This window comes from [Limnothrix rosea] IAM M-220 (genome assembly GCF_001904615.1).
Taxonomy (GTDB): Bacteria; Cyanobacteriota; Cyanobacteriia; order Cyanobacteriales; family MRBY01; genus MRBY01.
Genome location: NZ_MRBY01000022.1, coordinates 1 through 26,819 on the forward strand (window position 1 = coordinate 1; position 26,819 = coordinate 26,819).

At 44.9% G+C, this 26,819-nt stretch carries 27 protein-coding genes; 18 read left to right on the forward strand and 9 right to left on the reverse strand.

Annotated features, from left to right (window positions below):
• Positions 1-71 precede the first annotated feature (71 nt).
• The 8 genes from NIES208_RS10085 to NIES208_RS10120 all read left to right on the forward strand — a co-directional run bounded on the left by NIES208_RS10085 (position 72) and on the right by NIES208_RS10120 (position 7,349).
• Positions 72-461 (forward strand): hypothetical protein, encoded by a 390-nt coding sequence (locus NIES208_RS10085; RefSeq protein ID WP_075892332.1) that lies wholly within the window; start codon positions 72-74, stop codon positions 459-461.
• A gap of 6 nt (positions 462-467) precedes the next feature.
• Positions 468-1,700: a glycosyltransferase family 4 protein gene (locus NIES208_RS10090; protein WP_075892334.1), complete on the forward strand. Its 1,233-nt coding sequence runs from the start codon at positions 468-470 to the stop codon at positions 1,698-1,700.
• Positions 1,701-1,774: 74 nt separating this feature from the next.
• Complete coding sequence (locus NIES208_RS10095) at positions 1,775-2,692, forward strand: glycosyltransferase family 2 protein (RefSeq protein WP_216349396.1); 918 nt, start codon at positions 1,775-1,777, stop codon at positions 2,690-2,692.
• Between the two features lie 32 nt (positions 2,693-2,724).
• The gene (locus NIES208_RS10100; protein ID WP_075892336.1) at positions 2,725-3,939 is read left to right on the forward strand and encodes a glycosyltransferase family 4 protein; all 1,215 of its coding nucleotides are present in this window, start codon (positions 2,725-2,727) and stop codon (positions 3,937-3,939) included.
• 157 nt (positions 3,940-4,096) lie between these two features.
• Positions 4,097-5,341, forward strand: a complete 1,245-nt coding sequence (locus NIES208_RS10105) for a bifunctional folylpolyglutamate synthase/dihydrofolate synthase (RefSeq protein ID WP_075892338.1) — start codon at positions 4,097-4,099, stop codon at positions 5,339-5,341.
• Positions 5,325-5,711, forward strand: a complete 387-nt coding sequence (locus NIES208_RS10110; protein WP_075892340.1) for a hypothetical protein — start codon at positions 5,325-5,327, stop codon at positions 5,709-5,711. The genes NIES208_RS10105 and NIES208_RS10110 overlap by 17 nt, the downstream gene beginning before the upstream one ends.
• Positions 5,712-6,656, forward strand: a complete 945-nt coding sequence (locus NIES208_RS10115) for an ADP-ribosylglycohydrolase family protein (RefSeq protein ID WP_075892342.1) — start codon at positions 5,712-5,714, stop codon at positions 6,654-6,656.
• 54 nt (positions 6,657-6,710) lie between these two features.
• Positions 6,711-7,349: a Uma2 family endonuclease gene (locus tag NIES208_RS10120; protein WP_075892344.1), complete on the forward strand. Its 639-nt coding sequence runs from the start codon at positions 6,711-6,713 to the stop codon at positions 7,347-7,349.
• A gap of 193 nt (positions 7,350-7,542) precedes the next feature.
• Here the strand turns inward: NIES208_RS10120 and uvrB are convergent, their stop codons facing one another.
• Positions 7,543-9,552 (reverse strand): excinuclease ABC subunit UvrB, encoded by a 2,010-nt coding sequence (gene uvrB / locus NIES208_RS10125; RefSeq protein WP_075892346.1) that lies wholly within the window; start codon positions 9,550-9,552, stop codon positions 7,543-7,545.
• 208 nt (positions 9,553-9,760) lie between these two features.
• On the opposite strand from uvrB, the gene NIES208_RS10130 reads away from it, so the two are divergent.
• Positions 9,761-10,135 carry a hypothetical protein gene (locus NIES208_RS10130; protein WP_075892348.1) on the forward strand — a complete coding sequence of 125 codons (375 nt, stop codon included), beginning with the start codon at positions 9,761-9,763 and terminating at the stop codon, positions 10,133-10,135.
• A gap of 728 nt (positions 10,136-10,863) precedes the next feature.
• Here the strand turns inward: NIES208_RS10130 and petA are convergent.
• Positions 10,864-11,841 (reverse strand): cytochrome f, encoded by a 978-nt coding sequence (gene petA / locus NIES208_RS10135; RefSeq protein WP_075892350.1) that lies wholly within the window; start codon positions 11,839-11,841, stop codon positions 10,864-10,866.
• Between the two features lie 55 nt (positions 11,842-11,896).
• Entirely contained in the window at positions 11,897-12,439 is a 543-nt protein-coding gene (petC, locus tag NIES208_RS10140; protein ID WP_075892352.1) for a cytochrome b6-f complex iron-sulfur subunit, read from the reverse strand.
• A 225-nt stretch (positions 12,440-12,664) separates the two neighbouring features.
• Here petC and NIES208_RS10145 point away from each other — a divergent pair, with 225 nt between their 5' ends.
• The 3 genes from NIES208_RS10145 (at position 12,665) to NIES208_RS10155 (ending at position 15,469) form a co-directional block, all read left to right on the forward strand.
• Positions 12,665-12,976: a DUF3067 family protein gene (locus NIES208_RS10145; protein WP_075892354.1), complete on the forward strand. Its 312-nt coding sequence runs from the start codon at positions 12,665-12,667 to the stop codon at positions 12,974-12,976.
• Positions 12,977-12,993: 17 nt separating this feature from the next.
• The gene (locus NIES208_RS10150) at positions 12,994-13,506 is read left to right on the forward strand and encodes an AMIN domain-containing protein (RefSeq protein ID WP_171971753.1); all 513 of its coding nucleotides are present in this window, start codon (positions 12,994-12,996) and stop codon (positions 13,504-13,506) included.
• Between the two features lie 253 nt (positions 13,507-13,759).
• The gene (locus NIES208_RS10155; protein WP_075892358.1) at positions 13,760-15,469 is read left to right on the forward strand and encodes an adenylate/guanylate cyclase domain-containing protein; all 1,710 of its coding nucleotides are present in this window, start codon (positions 13,760-13,762) and stop codon (positions 15,467-15,469) included.
• A 7-nt stretch (positions 15,470-15,476) separates the two neighbouring features.
• Here the strand turns inward: NIES208_RS10155 and ispD are convergent, their stop codons facing one another.
• Positions 15,477-16,160 (reverse strand): 2-C-methyl-D-erythritol 4-phosphate cytidylyltransferase, encoded by a 684-nt coding sequence (ispD, locus tag NIES208_RS10160; protein ID WP_075892360.1) that lies wholly within the window; start codon positions 16,158-16,160, stop codon positions 15,477-15,479.
• Between the two features lie 92 nt (positions 16,161-16,252).
• On the opposite strand from ispD, the gene NIES208_RS10165 reads away from it, so the two are divergent.
• Positions 16,253-17,209: a glycosyltransferase family 9 protein gene (locus tag NIES208_RS10165; protein ID WP_075892362.1), complete on the forward strand. Its 957-nt coding sequence runs from the start codon at positions 16,253-16,255 to the stop codon at positions 17,207-17,209.
• Positions 17,200-17,340, forward strand: a complete 141-nt coding sequence (locus NIES208_RS18970; protein ID WP_171971754.1) for a hypothetical protein — start codon at positions 17,200-17,202, stop codon at positions 17,338-17,340. Before NIES208_RS10165 ends, NIES208_RS18970 begins: the two co-directional genes overlap by 10 nt.
• Before the next feature lie 41 nt (positions 17,341-17,381).
• Here NIES208_RS18970 and mnmE read toward each other — a convergent pair whose 3' ends face one another.
• The 4 genes from mnmE to NIES208_RS10185 form a co-directional block, all read right to left on the reverse strand.
• Entirely contained in the window at positions 17,382-18,752 is a 1,371-nt protein-coding gene (mnmE, locus tag NIES208_RS10170; RefSeq protein WP_075892364.1) for a tRNA uridine-5-carboxymethylaminomethyl(34) synthesis GTPase MnmE, read from the reverse strand.
• A gap of 3 nt (positions 18,753-18,755) precedes the next feature.
• Positions 18,756-19,223, reverse strand: a complete 468-nt coding sequence (locus NIES208_RS10175; RefSeq protein WP_075892366.1) for a single-stranded DNA-binding protein — start codon at positions 19,221-19,223, stop codon at positions 18,756-18,758.
• Between the two features lie 90 nt (positions 19,224-19,313).
• Positions 19,314-19,850: a hypothetical protein gene (locus NIES208_RS10180; protein ID WP_315861634.1), complete on the reverse strand. Its 537-nt coding sequence runs from the start codon at positions 19,848-19,850 to the stop codon at positions 19,314-19,316.
• A 202-nt stretch (positions 19,851-20,052) separates the two neighbouring features.
• Positions 20,053-21,606, reverse strand: a complete 1,554-nt coding sequence (locus NIES208_RS10185) for a hypothetical protein (RefSeq protein WP_075892367.1) — start codon at positions 21,604-21,606, stop codon at positions 20,053-20,055.
• Between the two features lie 246 nt (positions 21,607-21,852).
• On the opposite strand from NIES208_RS10185, the gene ispF reads away from it, so the two are divergent.
• The 3 genes from ispF to NIES208_RS10200 all read left to right on the forward strand — a co-directional run bounded on the left by ispF (position 21,853) and on the right by NIES208_RS10200 (position 24,598).
• A complete protein-coding gene (gene ispF / locus NIES208_RS10190) occupies positions 21,853-22,332 on the forward strand; it encodes a 2-C-methyl-D-erythritol 2,4-cyclodiphosphate synthase (RefSeq protein ID WP_075892369.1) in 480 nt (159 codons plus the stop codon).
• A 257-nt stretch (positions 22,333-22,589) separates the two neighbouring features.
• A complete protein-coding gene (locus NIES208_RS10195) occupies positions 22,590-23,906 on the forward strand; it encodes an FHA domain-containing protein (RefSeq protein WP_075892371.1) in 1,317 nt (438 codons plus the stop codon).
• Between the two features lie 62 nt (positions 23,907-23,968).
• Positions 23,969-24,598, forward strand: a complete 630-nt coding sequence (locus tag NIES208_RS10200) for a hypothetical protein (protein WP_075892373.1) — start codon at positions 23,969-23,971, stop codon at positions 24,596-24,598.
• Positions 24,599-24,601: 3 nt separating this feature from the next.
• Here the strand turns inward: NIES208_RS10200 and NIES208_RS10205 are convergent, their stop codons facing one another.
• Positions 24,602-26,131: a YifB family Mg chelatase-like AAA ATPase gene (locus NIES208_RS10205; protein ID WP_075892375.1), complete on the reverse strand. Its 1,530-nt coding sequence runs from the start codon at positions 26,129-26,131 to the stop codon at positions 24,602-24,604.
• A 159-nt stretch (positions 26,132-26,290) separates the two neighbouring features.
• Between NIES208_RS10205 and NIES208_RS10210 the strand changes: the two genes are divergently transcribed.
• Entirely contained in the window at positions 26,291-26,812 is a 522-nt protein-coding gene (locus NIES208_RS10210; RefSeq protein ID WP_075892377.1) for a TolB family protein, read from the forward strand.
• The last annotated feature ends 7 nt before the right edge of the window (positions 26,813-26,819 follow it).

Here is a 26,819-nt window from a genome sequence, read left to right on the forward strand (position 1 = left end):
AAGATGAAACGATATCAAGCTGGCTTAGACAATAATTTTTTGCTGAAGATCCTTGCTGATTCGGGCATATTTTGACCTCTTTTTTTGATGCGATTACCCTGCATAAAAACAAGCGATCGTTAAATTCCTATAGTTGGCAGCAAATTGTAGAAAAAATTCTTGGGAAATTAAAAGATTGGGGGTATGGTAAAGAGCTATTGATTTGGTTACTCTTAAATAAACAAGATTATATCGCTCTAAAGATTGGTCGCTTTCGCCAAAGTGGCGAGGTGCATCAATGGATGTATGATCGTTACTCGCTTGAACGTTTACTTGAAGAATGTGGTTTTGTCGAAGTAAAACAATGCGCGGCACATGAAAGTCGAATTTCTAACTGGACAAGTTTTAATCTAGATACGGAACCTGATGGTGCGATTTATAAGCCTGATTCTTTATACATGGAAGCAACAAAACCTAACTAGTTAGTAATGAAAGTTCTTCAGATTAATTCTTGTGATGTATCGGGTGGAGCTTCCATTGCTGGCTATCGTCTCCATCAAGGCTTACATAAAAAAGGTGTTGATTCAAAGATTTTAGTAGGCCAGAAGCAAGGTGACGATCGCCATGTAAATCAAATCAATAAACGTCGCTATATTAATAAAGCCTTGTCCCGTATTAGTGCGAGTTTTGGTTTGCATTACCTCAGTATTCCTGATACTTGGCAGATCAAAAAACATGCTTTTTACCAAACTGCTGATATTCTAAATCTCCATAATTTGCACGGTGAATATTTTAATTATCTTGCCCTGTCTGCATTAACCGCAGATATCCCTGCTGTATATACCCTCCATGATATGTGGAGCTTTACAGGCCACTGTGCCTATAGTTTCAACTGCGAAAGATGGCAATCCGGCTGTGGTAATTGTCCTAATCTAAACACTTATCCTGCTGTAAAAATTGACAATACTTACTTTGAATGGCGACTAAAAAAATGGATTTACGAAAAATCCAATTTAACCATTGTTACCCCAAGTCAATGGCTTAAAAAACAAACAGAGAAAAGTATTCTTCACAAGAAAAAAATTTACTATATTCCTAATGGCATTCCGACTAATGTTTTTCAGCCTCTTGATGCTCAAGTATGCCGTAATGTTTTAGATTTGCCCCAAGATAAATATATTCTTGCTGTTGCCGCTCAAAATTTAAAAGATTACCGTAAGGGCTCGGACTTACTACAAGATGCTTTGAAGCAATTACCGAAATCCTTAAAAAAAGAAATTTGCTTATTGATACTTGGAAGTCAATCAGAAAGCTTTGGGGAGGATCTTGATATTCAGAAAATATCACTCGGTTATGTGAGTGGCGATCGCCTGAAAGCTATTTTTTACTCTGCAGCTGACCTATTTATCTGTCCAACTCGTGCTGATAATCTGCCCCTTGTTCTACAAGAAGCAATGGCTTGTGGTGTGCCTCTCGTATCTTTTAATGTTGGTGGTGTACCTGAATTAGTTCGTCCAGAGATCACAGGTTATTTGGCAAATCCGGAAAATTCTGAAGATCTCTGTAAAGGGATCGTGCAGTTATTAAAGGATAAAACTTTAAGAAAACAGATAAGTCAACATTGTCGTCATATTGCTGAAACAGAGTATTCTATCGAGTTGCAGGCTCAGCGCTATATTGAACTGTATCAACAGATTCTCCAGAAGAGGATTACTACTTAATTCATATTTCAGTATTTTGTTGAAAATCTTTTCTTGTGAAAACAACTTAAAATATATTGATTGATGAGAAGATCTTGGATATTCAATTATTAACTAATCATAAAAAAAATCTACGTAATACCTACATTATTATTCCCGTTCACAATCGACGAGAGATTACCCTGACTTGTATTGAGCAGCTTCAGAAAAATGGAGACTTAGACCAATATTCTATTGTTGTTGTTGATGATGGCTCTACTGATGGCACTGCTGAAGCAATTCAATCTTTATTTCCTACAGTCCAGATCCTGTATGGCGATGGTAATCTTTGGTGGACGGGCGCAATCCGAAAAGGAATGGAATATGCCTATCAACAAGGTGCAGAATACTTTATTTGGCTAAATGATGACTGTTTACCCGGACAACATACATTAAATCTTTTAGTTGAGTTTTCTGCTAACCACCCTAATACAATTACAGCTTCAGCATGTTATCTAGCAGGGGCAAACATCCCATTTGACACGGGCTGTATAGGGCGCAAAGCATGTACTGCTTTACCTGAAAGCATAAAATCTGTGGATAGTCTTTCTGGTTATTGTGTTTGTCTGCCTCGAATTGTATGTGATGTTGTGGAATATCCAAATGCCGAATCTTTACCTCACTACGGAGGTGATGACGCGTATATCTTACAAGCGACGAGAGCTGGTTTAAAAGCTGTTATTTTAGGTGATGCAAAAGTAACATTAAGAGATATCGCGACTCCGGCCAAAAACTTCACGCAATATATTAAAAGAATTCAGGGTAAAAGCCTCACACTCCAATTAGTTTTCTTCACAAAAAAATCTAAGTATTACCTTTCGGGAAGGTTTTTTCATCTCAAATTAAAATATGGAATAGTGAAAGGTTGTTTGATTTTTACAGCAAAACTTTTGGCTTGGATATTTCAGTATTACTTGTTTTTAATAAAGCGCTTTATGAATAGCTATTTTAAAACCAATTTGACATCTTTTTGACGCATAATAATTTTTTTGATCGAGATAATAGTATGGAAATTGATGATGCCTATAGGTTTCTTCATGTCTTGATGATTCATAATCGCTATCAGTATGCGGGAGGAGAAGACAGTTCAACTTTGACTGAAATTGATTTGTTATTACAGTTTGGTCATCATGTAAAGTTGATTGAAAGGCATAATGACGAAATTAAAACCTATTCTCTTCGAAAAAAAATAAACTTATTTTTTAGGACAGCTTGGAATTCTCAGACGGATAAAAATCTGTGGGCTTCGCTGAAAAAAGGTCATCCTGATTTACTTCATGTGCAGAATTTTTTCCCTCTTTTTTCTCCTTCGGTACATGCGGTAGCTCAATCTTTAAATATTCCAACGATTCAGCATTTACATAATTTTCGGCTGGGTTGTTTGAATGCTTCTCTGTTTCGAGAAAATCAGATTTGTGAGGTTTGTGTTGGGAAAAATCCGTGGCGAGGTATTCTCTATCGTTGCTATCGTAATTCTTTGCCGGCTTCTCTGGGTGTTTGGAATATGCTGGCTTACAATCGTTACCGCAAAACTTGGCACAAAGATGTCAGTGCATTTATTACGCCTAGTCAGTTTGCTGCAAATAAGTTGATCGAGATAGGTATTCCCGGCGATCGCCTGCACGTCAAACCGAATATTACGGTGGATCCTCTCATTGGGGGAGTTATTCCGCCCTTACCAGAAAGACCCACTTTTTTGTTTATTGGTCGTCTTTCATCAGAAAAAGGCCTAGACATGTTACTTCAAGCTTGGGAAAAACTGAATGAACCTGAATGGAAGTTGAATATTGTGGGAGAAGGGCCACAACGGCAGGAACTTCAAGAATTTGTTAATGAGCGTAATTTAAAAAATGTCAGCTTTTTTGGTCAACAATCAAAAGATCAAGTCGTAGAGCATATTAAAAATGCCACAGCTATTGTGGTTCCTTCGCAGTGGTACGAGACCTTTGGGCGCGTCGTCATTGAGGCTTTTGCTTGTGGTCGTCCTGTTATTGCCGCGGACTTAGGTGCTCTCTCTGAGTTGGTTGAAAATAATACAACTGGTTTTCTAGTAGCTTATAACAGCATTCATGTTTGGGCTGAAAACATGGCATGGGCGGGTAATAATTATTTTGAAATGACTGCAATAGGACAGAAAGCTCGACAGGAATATTTACGACTTTATACACCTGAAGTTAATTACCAGAAAACTATTGATATTTATCAATCAGTTTTGAAATAAGATAGTCGAAATTTTATGTGGGTTTACATCTTACTAAAAATCAATGTATTTTAATATCTTGGTGCTGATATTATTTTTGATTGGGTGAGTTAACTATTAAGCTTTTAATCAAGTATAATTAGGCGGGGAATTTCTTGGCATTGTAATTGTTGATTTTATGAATCAAACTGATATTGAAGAGCTGCTTTATACTTTTAAACACTTTGGAATTAATTTGGGTTTAGGTCGTATTCAAACATTACTGAATCAACTAAATAACCCAGAGAAAAATGCGCCAATTATTCATGTAGCAGGAACGAACGGGAAAGGTTCTGTTTGTGCTTATTTGTCATCAATTTTATCGGTGTCAGGCTATCGGGTTGGTCGGTTTACATCGCCTCATTTGGTGAGTTGGACAGAAAGAATTTGTATTAATAATCAACCCATTACTTCAGAACGGTTATTAGCAGTTTTAAAAGAGGTAACGGCGGCGATCGCCCCAGATAGTGAAACACCAACGCAGTTTGAAATTATTACGGCAGCGGCATTTTTGTACTTTGCGCAGGAAAAAGTTGATGTGGCAGTAATCGAGGTTGGTTTAGGTGGGAGATTGGATTCGACGAATGTGTGCGATCGCCCCCTTGTTTCGGTGATTACCTCTATTGGGATGGATCACTGGCAAAGACTAGGCAAAACCCTCGATAAGATTGCTGGGGAAAAAGCAGGAATTTTAAAACCGGATTGTCCGGCTGTGATTGGAGAAGTACCAGAGATTGCGGCGAAAGTGATTCGTGAAAAAGCTGAATCGGTTAATGCTCCCACTACATGGATTCAAGCGGCAAAAAAAACTGAGTCTGGCTCAGCGAATTACCAAGGATTTGAATATGAATTGCATTTATTAGGGGATATTCAGCTTCATAATTCGGCGATCGCCATTGAGACGATTTATGAATTAAGAAAACAAGGCTGGCACATTTCCGATGCACAATTGCGCAGAGGCATTAAAAATACCCGTTGGGCTGGACGAATTGAATGGCGACAGTGGAAAGATCACGAGATTTTAATAGATGGTGCACACAATGGCGTTGCTGCTGAAGAGTTGCGCAAATATGTGGAGACCTTAGAACAGCCCGTAACTTGGGTGATGGGAATGCTTTCGACAAAGGATCATCAAAATATTTTTAAAGCATTATTACGACCGGGCGATCGCCTCCATTTAGTTCCCGTTGGCGGTCATAGCAGCGCAAAGCCTAGCGAATTAGGTATGTTGGCGCAATTAATTTGCCCTGAACTTGACCAATGCCAAACCCATACCACTTTACCCGCAGCCCTTGATTCGGCGATCGCCACCGGAGAAACTGTAGTGTTATGCGGTTCACTGTATTTATTAGGGGAATTCTTGGGCTATGAAGCCAAAATTTAAAACCAATTCAGCTTGGGAACAGGCACAACTTTTAATGCAACCAGCCTTTATTCGAGTGGTAGATAATTTTCGCGATCAGCTGGAAGATTCCGAGTGGGAGGGAGAATATCGAGAAATTACAGAACCCTACCCCGGTTATATCCTCGATCTAAAATGCGGCGATTGTGAGCAACAAATTAACCTCTGGGAATTGTGCTACCAAATCTGTTTTGTCAGTTATCCGACGGAACCCGATGATGGCGGTAGTTGCGCCGTTGATATTGATACAAACCTTTTTGAAGCGACAGGGGCAGTAGACTGGCAAAAGCTTGAGAATAAAACGCAAATGTTAATCAAGCAGATTTTTGCAACTCTACCCAAGTCGGACTAAATGGTAACGGCAACTCAGATTCAAGGCGGCTTAATGGGACTTTGCGTTGGGGATGCTTTGGGCGTTCCGGTGGAATTTTCCACGCGAGCAGAACGGCGTAATGATCCGGTGATCTCCATGCGGGGCTATGGCACTTATCATCAACCGCCCGGTACTTGGTCTGACGATAGTTCTTTGACGTTTTGTCTAGCCGAGGCGATCGCCGAAGTAGGTTTAGGGGACGAATTGCCAGAGCATCTCGGCCGCAAAATGGGATTATGGCTACAACAGGCCTATTGGACTCCCCATGGTGAAACATTTGATGTGGGCAATACAACAGCAGCAGCCATCCGAAAAATGCTGGACGGCGTAAGTCCTTTGGAAGCAGGCGGCAGCGATGAACGCAGTAATGGAAATGGCTCTTTAATGCGAATTTTGCCCCTCGCCTTTTTTGCAGAAACCTTATCCTACGAAGAATTACTCGATCTAGCGCACAATGTTTCATCGCTAACCCATCGACACCCTCGCTCATTGGTCGCTTGCGGAATTTATCTCAGTATTGCCATTGAATTAGTCGATAATCGTGGTGTGGAGACAGCCTATCGTCGTGGCACTAAACGGGCGCAGGACTTTTATGAAAACTCTATTTATCGCAACGAATTAGAGCATTACGAAGAAGTTTTGTTGGGTTCCCTCGAAAAACTTTCTACTGATGAAATTGAGTCCGATGGTTATGTTGTTAATGCTTTAGAGGCGGCTCTTTGGTGTTTACTGCGTCATGATAATTATGCCGATACAGTTTTAGCTGCGGTAAATCTTGGGGAAGATACCGACACCACTGCGGCGATCGCCGGCGGATTAGCAGGTATTTATTACGGCTTAGAAGATATCCCTAAAAAGTGGCTGGATACCATTCATAAAAAAGACGAAATTTTAAAGTTGGGCGATCGCTTAGCCGCAACGTAAATGTCTCTTTAATTCATCTCTTAAAATAGTTAATAACTTTTCCATAGAAGAATTATGACTGCTGTCCTCACGCCGAACAAAGTTGACCATCTCAAACAACTTTTCGAGCTAGCACAGGCTCGCCATTCCGGTTCAGAAGAAATTTTTGTACTAAGCGATATTACTTGGGAAGAATTTAGTGAGTTGCTGGATACACTTCCGGATAACCGCGGCACTTTATTTCGATATTTACAGGGTGAACTTGAAATTATGGCTCCCGGTCGTAACCATGAACAGGTCAAAAAGCTATTGGGAATCTTATTAGAGTGCTACTTCTTTGAGAAAGATATTGAAGTTATCCCATTAGGGTCAACGACATTTAAGCATGAGCTTTCCAAAAAAGGAATTGAGCCAGATGAATCTTACTCGTTTGACGCAAACCGAGAATATCCAGATCTCGCCATTGAAGTGATTTTCACTAGTGGTGGATTGGATTTATTAGAAATCTATCGTGTGATGGAAGTTCAAGAAGTTTGGTTCTGGGAAAAAGAAAAACTAAGTTTTTTCTGCTTGCAAGAAGATTCCTATCAAGAGGTCAATGAGAGTATTTTTCTTCCCGATGTCGAGAAAGGCTTCTTAGAAAAACTCTTACTCTCCACTGACTCCCTCAATAAAATCCGTAAATCTTTCCTGCAAAAAATACAGGCTAGTTAACGTGAGTTTTGCTTAAGCATGCTCGGAAGTACGACGCGGTGAATGGGAGAGCGAGAGATCGGGAGATGTTTCTATGCCAACAATCCTACTAGCTTTCAAAAAATGCAAATTTTCGTGGCTTCCCCGTGTCTCTCCTTCTCCGTGTCTCCTTTTCTCTAAAGAATTTTGGCTACATTCTTATCCATAACTGACGTTAGTTAGAAATTTCAGTGCGATCGCCCAATAATTTTTTCCTCATCTTTTTGATTTGGTCGCGAATTAAAGCCGCTTGCTCGAACTCTAAGTTTTTGGCTGCATCCTTCATTTGTTCTTCCAGTTGATTAATCACCTCTGGCATCTTTTCGAGGGGAACATCATTGATATGCTCTACAACTTGCTGAACTTCCTGCGCATTGAGGCGACGGGAGATATCAAGGAATGACAGAATTGGGTTTTGCTCTCGCTTGATGATGGGTTGCGGCGTGATGTTGTGTTTTTTGTTGTAGGCCGTTTGAATCTTTCGACGACGCTCTGTTTCGGCGATCGCCCGCTCCATACTATCAGTGAGATTATCAGCATAAAGAATAGCCTGACCCATAATATTACGCGCCGCCCGACCAATAGTTTGGATGAGAGACCGTTCCGATCTAAGAAAACCTTCTTTGTCCGCATCCATAATCGCCACGAGGGAAACCTCCGGCAAATCAAGGCCTTCCCGCAATAGGTTGACACCGACTAGGACATCAAACTCACCATTCCGTAACGCCTGAATAATTTCGATGCGCTCAATCGATTTAATCTCCGAGTGGAGATACTGCACCGCCACCCCCTGCTCACTAAAATAATCCGTTAAATCTTCCGCCATTCGCTTCGTGAGCGTTGTGATTAGCACCCGTTCATTTTTCTTCGTGCGTTTATGGATTTCGCCGAGGAGATCATCCACCTGACCATCCGTTGGCCGCACAAAAATCTCTGGGTCAAGCACTCCCGTAGGACGAATCACCTGCTGTACAACCCGCTCTTCCGATTGCTCAATTTCCCAAGCACTAGGCGTTGCCGACACAAACACACATTGATTGACTTTTTCCCAAAATTCCTCAGATTTGAGAGGACGATTATCCGCAGCACTAGGCAATCGGAAACCATGGTTAATCAAAACCTTTTTGCGGGCTTGGTCACCGTTATACATGCCTCGAATTTGCGGCACAGTCACATGGGATTCATCGACGACCAGTAGCCAATCATCAGGAAAATAATCCACCAAACATTCCGGTGGAGAACCCGCTTCCCGACCGGCCAAATGCCGCGAGTAATTTTCCACACCATTGCAATAACCCACTTCCTGCAAAAGCTCTAAATCGTAGCTTGTACGTTGTTTTAAGCGTTGGGCTTCAAGGAGTTTGTTTTCCTTTTCCAGAAAAGTTAATTGGGACTCTAATTCACTTTTTATCTGTTCACAGGCAATTTCGAGCTGTTCTTGGGGGGTGACAAAGTGACGGGCGGGGTAAATATTCACCTGGGTCAAACTTTGGAGAATTTCACCAGTCACGGGATCAAGAAATCGAATGGACTCAATCTCATCACCAAAAAATTCGATACGAATTACCCGGTCTTCGTAGGCCGGCACAATTTCTAAAATATCGCCCTTCACTCGAAAATTACCGCGCATTAATTCCGTATCGTTACGGCTATATTGCACCGTCACCAACTTCCGTAAAACTTCACGCTGGTCAACTTCTTCACCCACTTCGATTTTGATGGCTGCTTTTAAATATTCTGCGGGCATCCCCAGACCGTAAATGCAGCTAATGGATGCGACGACAATTACATCTTTTCGTTCAAATAGCGATCGCGTGGCCGAGTGGCGCAACATATCAATTTCATCGTTAATGGAAGCTGTTTTCTCGATATAGGTATCTGTAACGGGAATATAAGCTTCGGGCTGGTAATAGTCGTAATAACTGATGAAATATTCAACGGCATTGTAAGGAAAAAATTGCCGCAGTTCGTTGCAAAGCTGTGCCGCAAGGGTCTTATTGTGAGCCAGCACCAAAGTCGGTTTCTCGATCTGGGCAATTACCGACGCCATCGTGAAGGTTTTACCCGTGCCTGTCGCACCGAGGAGGGTTTGAAATTTTGACTCGGATTGTAAAGATTCAACAAGTTCGGCGATCGCCTGAGGTTGGTCGCCAGTGGGTTCAAACGGTGCATGCAGACGAAACAAAGTTAACTCCCTCGATAGACATAACTTAAACTAATGAGATACTTTAGAAACAAAGTTGTGAATTAATAACAACTTCTGCATAAGATCAGCAAAGAATCTTTGTCCCATAATTTGGGATAATTAAAGTATCGCAAAAAAACTTTAATACAGATATCCTACTCAAAACCTTGTTAGTAGGTGTTGGCTCAGCTAGATTAGGAGAGACCCAATGACCACCGAAAATACATCTTCCAGCACGTCTAAGACGACGAAAACGACAACCACTCGCAGCCGTAGCACCGCTAAAAAAGAGGAGAAAGAAGTAACAGCTCTTTCCATAAAAGAACCTGCTAAGCTCGGTTTGCCGAACAATCGTCCCATCGAACCCAGTCACTTAAATATCACAAGTACCTACAGATCCATAGGTGCAGATCGTCCTGTCACATCCGGCACGATGGAGATTTCCAGCACAATGACAATCTCCGGTAATCGTCCCATTATGGCAAGCCACCTCCATGTAAGCGAGACTTTTATTATGGGTAAGCGTCCCATCGCTCCCAATGAAACACCTGATATGGCAGATTTGATTGGCTATCTCGATTAGTCACTCTTTTGTCGAGGGTATTGCTGGGTTTTTTGTTTTTTAGATCCGAGCATGAAGTTCAACGCATATTTTTAAATAAATCCTTCGTTTACAGCGGGGGGTTTATTTTTTTTACGGTTCTCGAACATAAGACTTTGTTTGGCGACAACGGTCTGCTTTTGGTAATGCGAAAAATCGACCAAGTCGCGAATTTTTGCAGCTTCATAGTTCAAGGGACTTTGGCCTTTTAGATTTAGTCTAGATTTGTTTTGCTAGGTAACGCCAGTTTTGGAGAAGAATGTAGCCAAACTTCTTTAGAGAAAAGGAGACACGGGGAAGCAACGAAAATTAAATTTGCATTTTTTGAAAGCTAGGATGGTTTGAATAGAAACATCTCCCGCTCTCTCGCTCTCTCATTCTCCGCGTCATACTTCCGAGTATTCTTAATGCAAAACTCATGTTAGGCACAGTCAAAATCAATAAGTTTAGGACGATAAAGTCGGGGATTTGTGAAATTTTAGCGAAGTAAATGCAACCTTTTAAACCCCAAGGTTTTTGTACTAGTCTTGCGAGTCTTTGCTATACGTTATTGTCACTCTCCTCTGGGGCGATCGCCCTGTTGGATAAACATGAATGCCGTTTTTTCCCTCAATTTTCCCTCAATAGAAAAACAGGCATCTCGATAGACACCTGCTTACACTTTTTGTAAATATGAAATTGCTTCGGCAAATTAAACTAAAGTTCGTAGTTTAAAAATCTAGTTGACCAGCAGCCTGTACGCGCTCAACTTGCTTCTTCTTAAGAACTAAGAAGATTTGAGTCAACATAATACCAGCAACAAATGCCATGTAGCCATAAATACGTGCAGGGTTCTGGAGAACAACTTCAGTATCCTTCTGGCCAAAACCACCAACGTTAGGATTGTTGGTCAAAGGCTCACCAGCGGCGATCGCCTGACCTTCAGAAACGATAACTTCAGGGCCTGCAAGGACATTATCAACCACATCACCATCAGCCGTAGAAATAGTGACATTGTAACCACCAGCTTCATCTGCCACAATCTCGGAAATCGTACCAGTAGCGGAAGCCTTAAATTGGTTGTTGTTAGTAAGATTACCAGCAGGATAAAGCTGACCGCGACCACGGTTCGCACCGAGGTGTACAGCGTATTTACCGTAGTTGATATCCTTATCAGTCTTCGGATCAGGAGATAATACCGGGAAAACAATCTCTTGATACTGATCACCGGGAAGCGGGCCAATAATGACTACATTCTCTTGGTCAGCTGTATAGGGCTGGAAATACAAACCAGCAGTTTTTTCTTTTAATTCTTCAGTTAAACGATCTTCAGGAGCAATCTTAAAACCATCGGGCAGCATCAAAACCGCACCAACATTTAAACCGCCTTTAGAACCATCGCCAAGAACCTGTTGGCTATCAAGATCGTAAGGGACTTTAACAACAGCTTCGAAAACCTGATCCGGTAATACGGATTGGGGAATTTCAACTTCTGCTTCTTTCTGAGCAAGGTGACAGTTCGCGCAAACGATGCGACCAGTTGCTTCACGGGGAGTTTCAGGTGCAGTTTGCTGTGCCCAGAAAGGGTAAGCGGCTGCTGATTGGGGTAGTACTAAATCGCTGGCGATCAATAGACCGAAAGCAGCTACAACTACTAGAAGTGCAGTTTTGATCCGCTGCCCGATCGCCGTCATTTCGGAAATTTTCATCGTGAGTTTTTGCAAGGGATTTATCTTATGGATGAACCGAGATGGGGTCAAAAAATTATGCCCACCAAGGATCTTCTTCGGTACGGAAATCAGTCTCTGTCCAGTCAGTAAAGGAGACTTTATCGTCTTCCGTTACATCAGCATGAACAAGGGCAAGGGATAACGGTGCAGGACCACGGACAACTTTACCCGCTTCGTCATACTGGGAGCCGTGGCAAGGACACATAAATTTGTTTTCAGCCGCGTTCCAAGGAACAACGCAGCCTAAGTGGGTACAAATTGCATTCACACCGTAACTTGCAATCGCGCCGTCGCCTTCGATCACAATATAAGTGGGGTCGCCTTTCAGTCCCTGGGCAAGGGAGCGATCGCCTGCAGTATGGGTTGTGAGATACTCACTAACAACAATGTCATTACCTAGAGCATCCTTGGCAATGACACCGCCGCCATCACCACCACTGGAGGCAGGAATAAAATATTTAATAACAGGATAAAGTCCGCCAAGGGCAGTTCCCGCCGCAGTACCTACCCAAAGGAGGTTTAAAAAATTGCGGCGACCTAAATCTGGCACATCGGAGGAACCGGATAGCTGAGTCATAATTCGGAGCCTATTTGTATAGTTTTGTAAACGTTTCTACAATACTTCTTATGAAGAATATCATCTATGAAGACAAGCACAGCAGCAGTATTCAAATGGTCTAGCCGATTTGATGTTGCCGTGAACCTTAAGGAAGGTTAACAAATTTCTTTACTTAAATTATGACAGATCTAGGCTACTGGTGAGCGTACTAACAGTGTGCCTAAGACGGAACTTGGAGACAGTATGACGGGTAGTGAGCTACGGGAGATTGTTTGGCGTAAATGGGGACGTTCTTTTGATGTCCAGCTACGGCAGATTAAGGGGGATTGGTATCTACAGGTAATGTGGAAATATTTAGAGCAGGTTTCTTTTCCCCTATCGGAGCAAGAGTATGAGGCTCATCTCCAGGCGATCGCCAACTATTTAGGGGAATGGGGCGTTGCAGAACAGGTTGCCACTTTCCTCGAGCAAACCAAAGAGCAACCGCGCATCGGTAAGGCCGTCAGTGTGCGCTTAGAACTAGGAGCGAGGGCTTCGGAATGGACGCTCGACTAATAAAAGCTTTTTTGCCCATGGTTGCGATCAGTCTCATCTGGCAAACAGGGGCGATCGCCGAAACCCTGTTCCCAGTGATTCAAGGATGGACATTTAGCCAACAGGAACAAAGCTTAGCTTTTCAGACCCATGCCGGAGCGCAACCAAGCTTTTTTGTATTACGAGAACCGAGCCGCATTGTTGTTGATGTGCAAGGTGCAAGCTGGGAAAAAGGCACTGTCACTCAGCCATTCCGCGGCAAAATTAGCCAAATCCGAGTAGCCGAATTTACAGAGGGCGTGACACGTTTTGTTTTAGAAACATCAAACCCCAACACAGTTATTAATACCACGACCCTTAAGTTGCGCTCCTTTCCGACCGATGACGGAGATACCCTCTGGCAACTAAGCCTCGGCAACACCAGCAATGCGAACGCTCTAAATAGTACGACGAACCATCATCAAAACTTCCCACCAGCGTTATTGCCCCCTGTGATTCGCGGTTCTGTGACGGTTCCCTCACCACCAATTCCTGACAATTTACGGAAATGACCTCAGTGGGGTGAAGACAGTAGCAAGATTTTCTGTGGCGATCGCCCCCTAACTAAACAAGCGCATTAGAAAAATAAACTTTTCTAACAACTTAGTTAAGATATAGAAGGACAAATGAATTAGCGTTTTTTACGCAATATTGCTTGTCTTGGGTGTTATCGCTACGGGAAAACTGACGCTATATTTGGCATCTTTTCTAGTCAAATTCATTATTTCATCACTCGAAATAGTGGATTTTTGTCACGAGGCATCCATGACCGAGCTGCAACTCCGCGTACAAACCGAAGGCAATCCAGAAGAAATACTCGACCTTGACCAACATGAGATCGTGATTGGCCGTTTGCCAGAATGTACTCTTACCCTGGCTCTCACCCAAGTCTCCCGCTACCATACCCGCCTACAACGAAGAAATGACCAATGGTATGTCGAGGATCTGAAAAGCACCAATGGCACCTTTCTCAATGAACAACGCCTGCGGGATGTGCAACTCCTCAAACATGGCGATATTTTACGCATCGGCAAAACATCAATACTTGTAGTCTTAACAACACCAGAAACAGAAACCAATACACAGCTAAATTACCGCCTCACGAATCCCATACTCCCCGACGACGTAGAAAACACAGATGTTCGCACGATTCTTCGCAATGCAGAAGAACTCAAAGAACAGTGGATTCAAGGGGAAGAAAATAGTACCGACGAAGCTCAGTCGAAAACGGTGATCGCCCGCCTTAAGGATCTCGTTGAAATTGCCCAAAAACTGAGTTCTGCCGAATCAATAGAAGGGATTTTTAGCCTGATTCGCGATGTGGTTTTTCGAGAATTGCCGACTTTAGAACGGATGGCGCTACTGACCGATACCCATGGCACAGGCAAATTAGAACTGCTCAATGCCTCCGCCCGCAACTTTCCCGACGATCACCCCATTGTGCGCAATAGCTCTTGGATTAGTAAATCCATTTGCCAAAAGGTCTTCCAAGAAAAAGTCGCTTTAAAGTCCGTTGATGCCCAAAGCGATTCTCGTTTTCAAGGGGAAGACAGTATCCTCGCCAAGGGGATTCGGGGCGTTTTAGCGGTTCCTCTCTGGGATAAAAGCGAAGTGGTGGGGGTTCTCTACGGTGATGCTCACCTGCGTCTAGAGGACTCAGAACCGATCGCCGACGATGATTTAAGTTTCTTTTCGACTATCGGTAATTTGGTGGCAGCCAGTGTCCAACGGTGGCTGCTTAGTCGCCAATTGCAAGAGCAAGCTCATATTCGTCAAAAGCTGGAGCGTTACCACTCACCGGGTGTGGTGCAGCAGCTCATTTCCGTTGGGGCGCTCGATAATGGGCGACTCCCTCCAAAGGAAGCTGAAATTAGTATTTTATTTGCAGATATTGTGGGTTTCACCTCGATGTCAGAAGCCCTAACGCCCAGTGAAATTGCAGAGCTACTCAATATCTTTTTTGAAGAAATGCTGCAATCGGTCTTTGAGCAAGGGGGAACCCTCGACAAGTTTATTGGGGACTGCATTATGGCGTTTTTTGGTGCGCCGGAACCCCAAGAGGATCACGGAGAACGGGCGATCGCCGCGGCTTTAGGCATGTTAAATCGTCTCGATAAGCTCAATGCCCAGGGCAAATGGAGTAAGCCCATCCAGCTACGCATCGCCGTCAATAGCGGTAAAGCCTTCGTCGGTGATGTGGGGAGTTCCCAACGCTTGGACTACACCGTTCTTGGAGCCACCGTTAACCTTGCCTCCCGCATCGAATCCATTTGTCCGCCGGGCGAATGCGTCATCAGCGACCCAACCCATGACCTAATTACGCCCAATTACCAAAAACTTTTTTCTCCCATGGGAGAAGGGCGCTTTAAAGGTATTGATCGTCCCATTAAGGTTTATCGCACCTATCGCCACCAAGCCCGCCAGCATTTGATGAATAAAAAAACAGAGGCGGTGAAATCTAAACAGTCAACTTAAAATTTAATTAACCGAATCGCCGCTGGAGAATAAATTCGGCGATCGCCAAATCCACAGGCGTTGTAATTTTGAGGTTGGTTTCTTCCCCTTCCACAATTTTGACAGGTAAACCACATCGTTCAAACAATGCCGCATCGTCCGTCACTTCCCAGCCTAGAGCTTTACCCTTGTCATGACTGTCCTTAAGGCGTTTTACCGCAAAACCTTGGGGCGTTTGAGCCGCCCATAGCTTAGAACGATCCGGCGTTTCTTTGATAATCCCCGCATCACCAACGACCTTAATCGTGTCTTTGACTGGCACTGCCGCAATTAAACCCTCGCAAGTTGCCAGCGCAGCAGCACAACGATCAAACAGCTCAGATGTGGCCAAGCACCTTGCTCCATCATGGATTAAGACCGCCTCTGCCTCGGTTGGTAAAGCTTGAAGACCGTTGTAAACCGATGCTTGGCGCGTTGCTCCCCCTTGAATCAACATCACAGGCTTGGTGAGATTAAGTTGAGCCAGCATCTCTTTAAAGTCAGGAAAATCAATAGGTTGTCCGATAATGCCAATCCAAGCAATCGATTTTGCTGCCTCTGCCGCCTTTAATGTCCAAGCAAAAAGCGGTTCACCTCGGAGCGTTAGGAGTAATTTGTTGCGATCGCCTCCCATCCGTTTTCCGACACCCGCCGCCGGAAGTAATAAATACATAATCGATACTTTTCCTAAGTTACTAAACGTTTCAGCCTATTCTCTTCTAAAATGAGGCTGGATAAGTAAATTCAAGCAAATTGCTCTCAACGATGCGAATATTAGCCCTTGTTCCCGGAGGAGTCGGCGACCAAATCCTCTTTTTCCCTACCCTCGCAGATCTCAAAGATCAGTATCCCGAAGCGATGGTGGATGTTTTGGTTGAACCTCGTGCCAAAGCGGCTTACCGTGTTTGTCCCACTGTCCATGAAGTTTTGACCTTTGACTTCAAGGATCGCAATGGTCCCGCCGACTACCTCAACATACTCGGTACGATCCGCGATCGCGAATATGAGATTGCAATCACGTTTGGTCAAAGCTGGATCGTGAGCTTACTGTTATGGCTCAATGGCATTCCAACGCGCATTGGCTATAAAACTGAGACATCTTGGTTTATTTCCAATAATGCTCCCCTGAACGAGGATCAGTACAAAGCAAATACCTATCATGATCTCCTCAAGGGTCTAGACATTGACAAGCCCTGTGGCGCACCAAAAATTAATGTTCCCAATTCTGATATCCAATGGGCAGAAGCAGAGCAAAAACGCCTCAGCATTAATGATGGCTATGTGCTTATTCATGCCGGCGCAAGTAGAGTGTCCCAAAGTCAAGGGATCCGTAAGCTCTATCCCATTGAAAAATGGCAAGAGATCATCGCTGATATTCAAGGAAAACAACCCAATTTACCCATCGTCCTTCTCCATGGGCCAGAAGATTATGATTGGGTTACTCAACTCGTCGAACTCTTTCCTGATCTGAGGGTGACATTACCTGAAGATGTGGGCAAGTCAGCGGCAATGATCGCTGGTGCAAATTTGGTGGTTTGTACGGATAGTGCGCCAATGCACCTAGCTGTCGCTGTTGGCACTTACACGGTAGCGTTATTTGGCCCCACAAAAATGGAGCGGCTTTTGCCTCCGCAAACGGACAAGTTTATTGGTATTCAATCTCCTACTGGACGTATTGAAGATATTAAACCGACTGAGGTTCTCGCTAAGATTTGGCGGTAACTTTTCGCGCTTTTTCCGTTGGGGCGATCGCTTCTTGGCAATATTTGCTGGGTTTGGATAGCGTTGTTTGGTTTCTACAAAAAACCGAGGCGATCGCCCCCTATTCTGGCATGAGCCAAGGCGCGCCATGACTCATCAAAGGCGATGGGACTTAAGCCGTAGTTGACAGCATTTATTTGCCGATACAAAAACGACTAAAAATTCTATCTAGCACCGACTCGGTGACACCTTCCCCGGTAATTTCGCCGAGGGCTTGGATGGCTGTCCGCAAATCGATTGTCCAGAAATCTAGGGGCAACTGCTCGGAAATCGTATCGGCCACCTGCTCAAGGGATTGTTTTGCCCGGGTGAGTGCTGCTGCTTGTCGTTGGTTGATCGCAAACTCTAAGTCTGCGGCTCCAACGCTTCCTTCGGCAACGGTCATGGCGATCGCCGTTTCCAGTTCTTCAATGCCCTGGTTCTGTGCTGCTGTGGTGTAAACCACTTGGGTAATATTTTCAGGAATAGCGATGGTTTTGGGGTCAGCTAGATCTGTTTTGTTGATCACAAGAATTAAGGGGCGATCGCCAACTTTCTCGAAAATGACTTGATCCGCTGCCGTCCAACCTTCCCCTGCATCAATCGTAAACAAAACAAGATCAGCCCTTTGGGAAGCTTGCAAGGATCGCTCCACACCGATTTGTTCGACCGTATCTTCTGTTTGCCGAATACCCGCCGTATCTAAAACCTGTACCGGAATTCCTTGGACAACGAGTTGCGATTCCACCACATCCCTTGTTGTCCCCGGCAAGTCCGTCACAATGGCGCGATCACTGCGACTCCAAGCGTTAAGCAAGCTCGATTTCCCCACATTAGGGCGACCGACAATGGCCACCTTAAGACCACTCCGCAATAACTCACCCCGATCAGACGTTTGCAAAATGTGAGTCACCGTCGCTAAAACTTTTGTCAGGTCTTCTTGGATACCGACTTCATCGAGGGGCGGTAAATCATCCTCAAAATCGATTCGCGCTTCTACTTCCGACAAAATATCAAGACATTGGGAGCGTAACTCTCGAATTGGTTGCGCTAATCTACCCTGAATTCCGGCAAGGGCAACTTGGGCTGATTGGGGAGATTTTGCTCCAACAAGTTCAGCCACACTTTCTGCTTGGGTGAGATCGATCCGTCCATTGAGAAACGCTCGCAGGCTAAATTCCCCGGGTTCCGCTAATCTTGCGCCTGCATCAAGACAAAGTTGTAATACCTGCTGCACGGGCATAATACCGCCATGGCAATGAAATTCCACCACGTCTTCTGCGGTAAAGGAACGCGGTGCAAGCATTAACATTAACAGTGCTTCATCGATGAGTTGTTTGGTGGCGGGGTGGCGGACATAGCCATATAAAATCCGATGGCTCTCCCATTTTTGTTGCCCCGGACTATGGAAAAGTTGCTGGGCGATCGCCGGAGCATCAGCTCCCGATAACCGAACAATGCCGATGCTGCCTTGGTTTGGCACGACCGCACTGGCGATCGCCACGATGGTATCACCAAGATTCACAGCTTAAAAGGGGATGTCATCAAGGTTGGGTTCAGGGTCTGCCGGAGGTGTGTAAGTGGGAGTCGGCGTTACCGCAGGGGCAGGAGGCTGCTGGTAGGTCGAATTTAGCGGTACAACATTGCTGGGGGTGGGAGCCGGTGTCATTGGTGCTGGGCTGGGCATGGCCATACCAGAACCAACAGACTGGATCTGCGAAATTACAAATTCTGCCTTCTTTTCCTTAAACCCCTCAGGGCGGTCAATCGTATTCATGGTCAAACGACCAACTAAGATGACTTGATCTCCCTCATGGTGAGATTCCTGCACTTGAGTCCCCATATTCCCCCAGGCGATCGCCTTAATTTGACAGGCGGGGTCACCATCCCGCAATGCGGGAAACTGAATTAACATTTGGGCAAGGGGAGTATTGTCGGGGGTATAGCGTAGTTCTGGTTCGCTCATGATCTGAGCCATTAATACGCAACTATTCATTCGTCTGCTATCTCGCTGCTATTCACCATATTTGGTTCGATTGTACTCTTTTTATCCGGCCTTGGGCATGGTCTGCGGGAATTTTAAGCCTTAAAATCGCAAGCCGAGACCACCTTGAATAGCAAGGGCTGTACCGCCACCTTCTTCGTAAGCGTCAAAAGCAACAACGGCATTACCGTAAACAACTGTGTTGCCGTTGGGAATAGCGTAGTCAATACCGGGCTGGAGCACGAAACTTGTTTGGTCGCCGACGGGGGAAGGAGTCTCACCATTTGCAAAGGACACACCCGCACCAACGTAAGCATCAGTCTGCCAAGAAAGGGGAATATCGTAGGAAATCGTTGGCACAACGGCAGTACTATCACCGATAAAAGCTTGGGTGCGAATGGAGATAGGCGCTTCTAAAAACTTGTAGCGAGCCGAAATGACAGCGCCAATTTGTTGGCCGTCACCGTTGTCGTCGGAGGTAATACCAATGGAACCACCCACACCGATATAGCTACCGTAGGCCGCTTGGGCTTGGGCTGCCGTTTGGCTGCTTAGGACAGCTGCAGTGGTCATAACAGTGGCGGCGATCGCCACCCTTGTAATTTTGTTTGCTCCAGCAGAAAAAGAGATCATAAACATTACTCCCCAGCCCATTTGTGGTGTTACATCGACGTTGATTTTGGAATTGCTGCCATTTTAGGCTAATTCACGGGTTAATACCACTGTTTGTCAATTGAGTTGACACCCTATGGACGGCCGTTCCGGTTGATTCTCAATATTGCCCGGCAGTGCCACAGTTTAAACCAAGGTAATTGTCGGGATTCAACCGTCAATATGATCCCTAAATGCGATGTAAAACCACAATGCCCTGTTGCACTAATTCCCAAGTATCCGAGTCTTCGGTGGGTGATACCCTAGCGGGCTTTAGGAGCTTGGCTTTTTGGACAGTATCGGCTTGGTAGCCATAGCAAATAAAGAGGTTTTTGAAATGGGTGTAATTGTCTGTTGTGATGGACAAATTCGCTTTAGGGATTAAATAATCAATGTTTTTAAAATGGGTTGTCCAATAATCGCCATCTGCTGTTTGGGTGAGGAGCAACATGGGTGTAAATTCGGATTCGTCGTCGAGATAACTTTCTTGGTGGGAGATACTGAGGGCGATCGCCTCATCTGCTAGCTCCGAGGCATTGTTGTTGTAGCGATCTACGAGTTCGTCGTAAACATTGGGGAGGTGTACGGGAAAATCCTCATCGTCGTCATCCAGTGACTCATCTGGCAGTGTCTCTAGTACGACGGTGTCAGACTCTGTCGTTTCTGTTGCGTTGGCCGCACTACTCGATGTTTCTGTATCTAAGGCTGGTGCTGCGGCCAGGCTAATGAGTTTGTTGGTGAAGGGATCATCACGTCGCTCAAGTAATTTTGGTTTTAGCTCATATTTTTGTACCAAGCTGGCAATCAGCTCTTCTTCTAAACCGTAGATATCGTTGAGGGAAAATTGATAGTTTCCGGGCTGATCAACTTTGTCTTGGAAGATTTTGCCGAAATAATAAAACAGAATAAAAACGAGTACCGTTGTCGGCAGCATCACAATCAGCGGCAAAAACAGAATGATGCGGTGGGTTGTTTGCACCCGCTGTTTGAGGATTTCGTTTTCTTCGGCGAGGCGGGCAATGGTTTGCTGAAGACCGCTATCGGGGGCATTGAGGGTGCTATGGAGGCTGAGGGTGGTGTAGAGATATTGAATCGAGGTGTCGAGGTTTGGGGCGATCGCCCCTTTGGTGGCCGTTTGATTAAGTTCTTTGAGATTTGCCGCAAACTCGTTTAACTGCTGATCGAGATAGGTCGTAATTTCAGTTTCCGTGACGCTGCCGTAAAAACCATAGCTACTATCGGGCAAATTTTCCCGTTCGAAAAAATCTAAAAATTCCTGTACTTGCCGAATCGCGGCAGGCTCAAAACCACCAACAAATGGCTCTAATAATGCGAGTAAATTTTGTAAAATAACGCCCTGTTGCTCTAGTTCTGTTTTGAGGGCAAGTTGTTGCTGTTGGTCTTCAAAGCGTCCCAGCTGAGTTTCTAGGACACCAATTTTTTGCTGCAAATCTTGCACCTTACCGACATAGGTTTCGAAGAAAGTGGCATTAAAGGGTTTGGTTTGTCGATCAATCGCCCCTAATTCGCTAGGTAACTGCCGTAGAGCGTTGCGTTCTGCCAAAAATCCTTGATTTAGCTGCAGTAATCCCTGTAAAAAGTCTTTGTTTATCGCTGTTTCTGTTGGCTGGGCGAGGACAGGTTGAGCGAGATTTGCGGGGACAAAAGGCAGGCGATCGCCCCCAGTTGCACCGGCAATAATCGAGAGAGTTAAGAAGAAATTGCGCCAGTTGTGACCAAGCATAAAATCGGTGGTTTGGTGTCCATAAAATTGTGCCCGGCATGAGTTGCTGAAGGACACCTGCGGTTAAAAGTCGGGATTTGATGAAAGTAGAAGCAATGATCAAAGAAATAATGAGCCGACCCATTGCACCGTACCCGTAACGGCGATCGCCAAGCAAGAAATTCAGTAAGACGATCGGTGATCGAATTTACTAGACAGACATGATACCCTACGAGTTGGCTTCAGTTCATCCCCCTCACTCTGTCCATGAATATCCGCATTGGTAATGGCTACGATGTTCACCGTCTTGTTGCAGGTAGACCTCTCATTTTGGGCGGTATCAAAATCGAACATCATTTAGGTTTGGATGGGCACAGCGATGCCGATGTCTTGATCCACGCCATTATGGATGCGATGCTCGGAGCACTCAGTCTCCGTGATATTGGCTATTATTTTCCCCCCAGCGATCCTCAGTGGAAAGGGGCGGACAGTGTCAAACTCCTTAAGCAAATTGACCAGCTGATTAAAGAAAAAGGCTGGCAGATCGGTAATATCGACTCGGTCATTGTCGCCGAACGCCCCAAATTAAAACCCCACATTCCGGCAATGACGAAACGTTTAGCAGAAGCATTAGAGATTGATTTAGACCAAGTGGGCATTAAAGCCACAACAAATGAAACATTAGATGCGATGGGTGAAGAAAAAGGAATTTGTGTCCATGCTGTCGTTTTACTTACAAAAGACTAACTGGTTAACGTTTGTTGTACTTGGCAAAAAACTGAATGGGATGACATCAGCGATTACAACAGAACTATTCAGCTTTCGCGTGTAAAAAATTTCTGGAATAACAGGATTTCATGTTGAGTGATTACAGTATGAATATCCAAGGCGATCGCCAAAAAATCTGGTGCTAGCATTGGCGCAGAGGGGCAAAAATCACGAGATCTAAGCTGCTCTGACATTCTCTTCGATCAACATTTATTGCAAGACTTAGAAAAAAGACCATGGCAAAATCGATTGTGACCTTAGTTGACCAACTGCCTGAGGACAATATCACCACAAAAGTTTTAAATGCCCTAGATTTTGTCTTCCCCGGCGAGTGGGTCAATGTGAATAGCTTTGACGATGCGATTCGTTCCATCACCAAAGAAAGCGATCCGGCAATGGTACAACGCATCCGCGACAAGGCGATCGCCCTCTATGACGACAAAAAAAATGGCTATCGAGGCGCAGTCTCTCTCTACCAAACCGTTGATAAAGCAGACGCAGCTCTAGGCACTGCCGCCCTAGCAAATAAAATTGGCGAAAAAATTGGTCTATTGGGCTTTCTGAATAAAATCACTCCGAAAGCGGATACGAGCCAAACCATTGACCTGATTCTAAAAATTTCCGTTGAAATCCTCGCCTATTGCAAACTTAACGGCATTCCCAACGCCAACCCCAAACTATTTGTTCAGGCTTTGCGGGAAAATTACCAAGGCGCGGCCTTAGTGCGGATGGCGACCCTCGTTTGTGTAGATGGCTTATTACCCCTCGGCCCTGATTTCCTCGAAAAAGTTCACGAATTTGTCGGTAGCTCTAATCAGTCTGAAATCCAGCAAAATACTGGCTACACAGTCCTCGGTTCGGCGCTACCCGGTGAAGACAACAAATCTAAAATCAGCTTTCTGAGCGAAAATTTTGAGGCTGTGCGCGGCTGGATGCAGGAACTGATTAATAAAACAGGTGTTACCCAAAGCGACGTTTTTGGTCATGTCGGTAGCTTTATTCAGTTTGCTGACGATAATCTCGATTTTGTGGCGGCCTTTCTCGACCAAACCACGAATTATTTTGAGCATACCGGGATTCAAACGGTCGCAACTCACCTCATCCGCGATGCATACATTGCGGTAAAAGAAGATTTGGGGATGCCCGCGTTGGCGGCGGCAACAATTCCCTTGGCGGGCGAAACACGAATGCAAGAGGTTCCCGCTGGGGCAACCACGATGCAATCGATCCGCCCCCAGCTACGCCATGTGCAAACAGACACCATTTTACCCATTCCAGATACATCGATTGTTCACATCGGCAAGCCCAACGACCGGGTCACAACGGAAATTGACTTATCCCGCTATCCCGACGGTGATGTGGTTTCGCGGATGCACGCCAATCTCTGGACAGAAAATGGTCAAGACTATTTTCTTCTTGATGTGGGTAGTTCCAATGGCACGTTTGTAAACGGAAAAATGCTTACGCCGAAACAAAAAATCACTCTAAAAAATGGCGATCGCCTTGATTTTGGTCGCGATCAGAAGGTCAGTCTGATTTTTGAGATGCCTTAGTTTTAATGGTTTTAAACTGGGGGCGATCGCCGAATCACTTTAATCAGTTCCTATTAGATTAAATGTCACAAAAAAACGGCCGTTTTCAGCTCAAATTGTATTGGCAATGGGTCGGGCTGAATGCCCTCGGTTTCGGTATTGCGACAACGATCTGCTTCTCAACAAAAATCTCTGAATTTAACATTGAGATGTTGTGGCTATCAGGGTTAGTTGTCGGTAGTATTACGGGAATTTGTCAGGCGATCGCCCTGAAGCAAAAAATCCCCAAACTACGCTATTGGCAATGGATATTGGCAAATATTGTTGGCGGTTATGCCGGAACATTGGGGGCTCTGCTCCTCATTTCGGCAACATTAGACTCTAATCTACAAGCCTCTCCCTACGTTATCTTTTTAGCTTTTGGGGCGCTGATTGGCATTGCCATTAGTTTCACCCAAACATTTATGTTGATGCGTCGTGCCCGTGGTGTTTGGACTTGGGGTCTCATAACCATCATCGCGCGGGCGATCGCCTGGAGTTCTGTCAGCTTATTTATTCCCCTGCTTTTTCCTGAGGGCATAGAGTTAACAGAGAGTATTTTGCCTGTCCAGGTATCACTTGTGGGCGGAACGTTTGGCGGCATGATTTATGGAGTAATTACAGGTTTTGGCCTGAATTGGCTTCGACTAAAAACCATTGTTCAAAAAGCATAAAATTTACTGCATTCTGTCAATCGTGCGGTACTGGATTGCCTCAGCAATATGAGCAGTTTGAATATTTTGTTCACCAGCGAGATCCGCAATTGTTCGCGAGACTTTGAGAATTCGATCCATCGCCCGTGCTGACAAACCTAGTTTCCGAATCGCTGCTTCTAATAACTTCCGGCTCGCTTCATCCAGCACACAGTGCTCTCGCAGATCGGCCGACTTCATCTCAGAGTTGCAATGAACTTTCGGATTTGCTTTAAAACGCTCCGTCGCAATTTCCCGTGCTTGATTGACTCGCTCTCGAATAGGTTCTGAACCTTCGCCTGTATCCTGTCGCATCATTTCTTCGGGTTTGAGGCGATTTACCGCGACTTGCAAGTCAATGCGATCCATCAAAGGCCCCGACAATTTTGCCCAATACTGTTCCCGCGATCGCGGGCTACAACTACATGCTTGAATCGGATCACCAAAATAGCCACAGGGACAGGGATTTGTGCTGGCGACAAGGGTAAATTGCGCTGGAAATTCCACTGATTGGCGGGTGCGGGAAATCGTCACAAAACCATCTTCTAAAGGCTGCCGCAGAAATTCGAGGACATTACGTTTAAACTCAGTGAGTTCGTCGAGAAAAAGCACACCGCGATGAGCCAGCGAAATTTCTCCCGGACGGGGAAAGCTGCCTCCACCTACCAATGATGGCCCCGATGCCGAGTGGTGTGGGCTGCGGAAGGGTCGAGAGGTGACTAATTCTCCCCGCTCTTTTAATAAGCCGGCAACGGAGTGAATTTGTGAGACTTCTAGGGCTTCATCGAAACTAAGCTGGGGCAAAATCCCCGGTAAGCGTCGCGCCAACATTGTTTTGCCGCTACCTGGTGGCCCGACAAAAATCAAATTATGTCCTCCCGCTGCGGCAATTTCTAAGGCTCGTCTGGCATGGGTTTGACCTTTTACATCTTTTAAATCCGGCACAAAATGTCGCGATCGCCGAATGGCTTGGCGCATATCTGACTGGATAGATTTGTGATCTTTAGGATTGGCTAATAACTCGACAACATCTTGGAGATCTTTGCAGCCATAGACCGTTAACCCCTCCACAACTGAGGCTTCTTCGGCATTCGCCTTGGGGACAATCATGCCTTGAATACCGAGCCGTTTTGCCGCCGCTGCAATGGGAAGTACTCCGGCCACCGGACGAAGGGTTCCGTCGAGGGATAGCTCTCCGAGAAATAAAAAATTATCTAGCAGAGCCATTTCAACCTGTTCCGTCGCCGCTAAAATGCCGATCGCCATGGGTAAATCAAAACTAGGTCCTTCTTTCCGTAAATCCGCTGGCGCTAGGTTCACCAAAATTTTACGGACAGGAAAACCAAAATCGGAATTTTTGACGGCTGCTTTGACCCGTTCTCGCGACTCCTGCACTGCTGCATCCGGCAATCCGACAATGATCATCTTCGGCAACCCGCCAGAAATATCCACTTCCACCGCCACTTTCAGCGCATCTACTCCAACAATGGTCGCACTCCAAACCCTTGCTAACATTATGGTTCCCTGTCGTTTTGCTGACTGGCATTATAAAAGATTGGCGATCGCCGCCACACGAAGAGTTCGTGTAGATTTATAGATAGTGAGACCGAGCGCAATATTGAAATTTATCGCAGCAACCTGAGTGGCGATCGCCCCAAGTCGTAAACTGAAAATATGGTCTTTTCTCGTCTCCGAAAATTAATTTTGCTTGTCGGCACAACTTTGGCCTTATCCAGTTGCGCAGGCACTGCACGTATCGTTAATTTTCCCCTCGACCCCGGTGGACGGAGTTTAAATAGCCGCTCCCTTGATCTTGATCCCGAAATTTCTGGCAACTATATTGTCTTCGCTTCAGATCGCAATGGTTCCCAAGATATCTATTTATTTGATGTTAATACTCGCCAAACAACGCCTGTTTTGGGCTTAAATTCCCTTGATGAAATTGCGTCACAACCCTCTATTTCTGAAGATGGTCGGTACATTGTTTTTGCAGCTAGTCGGCGGGGAGAATCAGATATTTATCTGTTTGACCGGGAGTTTCAACAAAAACGCAATTTAACTAATAATACTTACCAAGAAGTACGCAATCCCAATATCAGTGCCGACGGTGCCACAATTGTTTATGAAATTGCTGAAAATGGTCAGTGGGATTTAGTTCTAATTGATCGATCCGGCGATCGCCTTGATATTGACTAAATTTAAA

Bases quoted from the DNA above. Each gene is read 5' to 3' on its own strand.
- NIES208_RS10090 (WP_075892334.1), top strand. From the start codon at position 468: ATGAAAGTTCTTCAGATTAATTCTTGTGATGTATCGGGTGGAGCTTCC.
- NIES208_RS10100 (WP_075892336.1), top strand. From the start codon at position 2,725: ATGGAAATTGATGATGCCTATAGGTTTCTTCATGTCTTGATGATTCAT.
- NIES208_RS10105 (WP_075892338.1), top strand. From the start codon at position 4,097: ATGAATCAAACTGATATTGAAGAGCTGCTTTATACTTTTAAACACTTT.
- NIES208_RS10110 (WP_075892340.1), top strand. From the start codon at position 5,325: ATGAAGCCAAAATTTAAAACCAATTCAGCTTGGGAACAGGCACAACTT.
- NIES208_RS10115 (WP_075892342.1), top strand. From the start codon at position 5,712: ATGGTAACGGCAACTCAGATTCAAGGCGGCTTAATGGGACTTTGCGTT.
- NIES208_RS10120 (WP_075892344.1), top strand. From the start codon at position 6,711: ATGACTGCTGTCCTCACGCCGAACAAAGTTGACCATCTCAAACAACTT.
- NIES208_RS10130 (WP_075892348.1), top strand. From the start codon at position 9,761: ATGACCACCGAAAATACATCTTCCAGCACGTCTAAGACGACGAAAACG.
- petA (WP_075892350.1), bottom strand. From the start codon at position 11,841: ATGAAAATTTCCGAAATGACGGCGATCGGGCAGCGGATCAAAACTGCA.
- petC (WP_075892352.1), bottom strand. From the start codon at position 12,439: ATGACTCAGCTATCCGGTTCCTCCGATGTGCCAGATTTAGGTCGCCGC.
- NIES208_RS10145 (WP_075892354.1), top strand. From the start codon at position 12,665: ATGACGGGTAGTGAGCTACGGGAGATTGTTTGGCGTAAATGGGGACGT.
- NIES208_RS10150 (WP_171971753.1), top strand. From the start codon at position 12,994: ATGGTTGCGATCAGTCTCATCTGGCAAACAGGGGCGATCGCCGAAACC.
- NIES208_RS10155 (WP_075892358.1), top strand. From the start codon at position 13,760: ATGACCGAGCTGCAACTCCGCGTACAAACCGAAGGCAATCCAGAAGAA.
- ispD (WP_075892360.1), bottom strand. From the start codon at position 16,160: ATGTATTTATTACTTCCGGCGGCGGGTGTCGGAAAACGGATGGGAGGC.
- NIES208_RS10165 (WP_075892362.1), top strand. From the start codon at position 16,253: ATGCGAATATTAGCCCTTGTTCCCGGAGGAGTCGGCGACCAAATCCTC.
- NIES208_RS10175 (WP_075892366.1), bottom strand. From the start codon at position 19,223: ATGAATAGTTGCGTATTAATGGCTCAGATCATGAGCGAACCAGAACTA.
- NIES208_RS10180 (WP_315861634.1), bottom strand. From the start codon at position 19,850: ATGTTTATGATCTCTTTTTCTGCTGGAGCAAACAAAATTACAAGGGTG.
- NIES208_RS10185 (WP_075892367.1), bottom strand. From the start codon at position 21,606: ATGCTTGGTCACAACTGGCGCAATTTCTTCTTAACTCTCTCGATTATT.
- ispF (WP_075892369.1), top strand. From the start codon at position 21,853: ATGAATATCCGCATTGGTAATGGCTACGATGTTCACCGTCTTGTTGCA.
- NIES208_RS10195 (WP_075892371.1), top strand. From the start codon at position 22,590: ATGGCAAAATCGATTGTGACCTTAGTTGACCAACTGCCTGAGGACAAT.
- NIES208_RS10200 (WP_075892373.1), top strand. From the start codon at position 23,969: ATGTCACAAAAAAACGGCCGTTTTCAGCTCAAATTGTATTGGCAATGG.
- NIES208_RS10205 (WP_075892375.1), bottom strand. From the start codon at position 26,131: ATGTTAGCAAGGGTTTGGAGTGCGACCATTGTTGGAGTAGATGCGCTG.
- NIES208_RS10210 (WP_075892377.1), top strand. From the start codon at position 26,291: ATGGTCTTTTCTCGTCTCCGAAAATTAATTTTGCTTGTCGGCACAACT.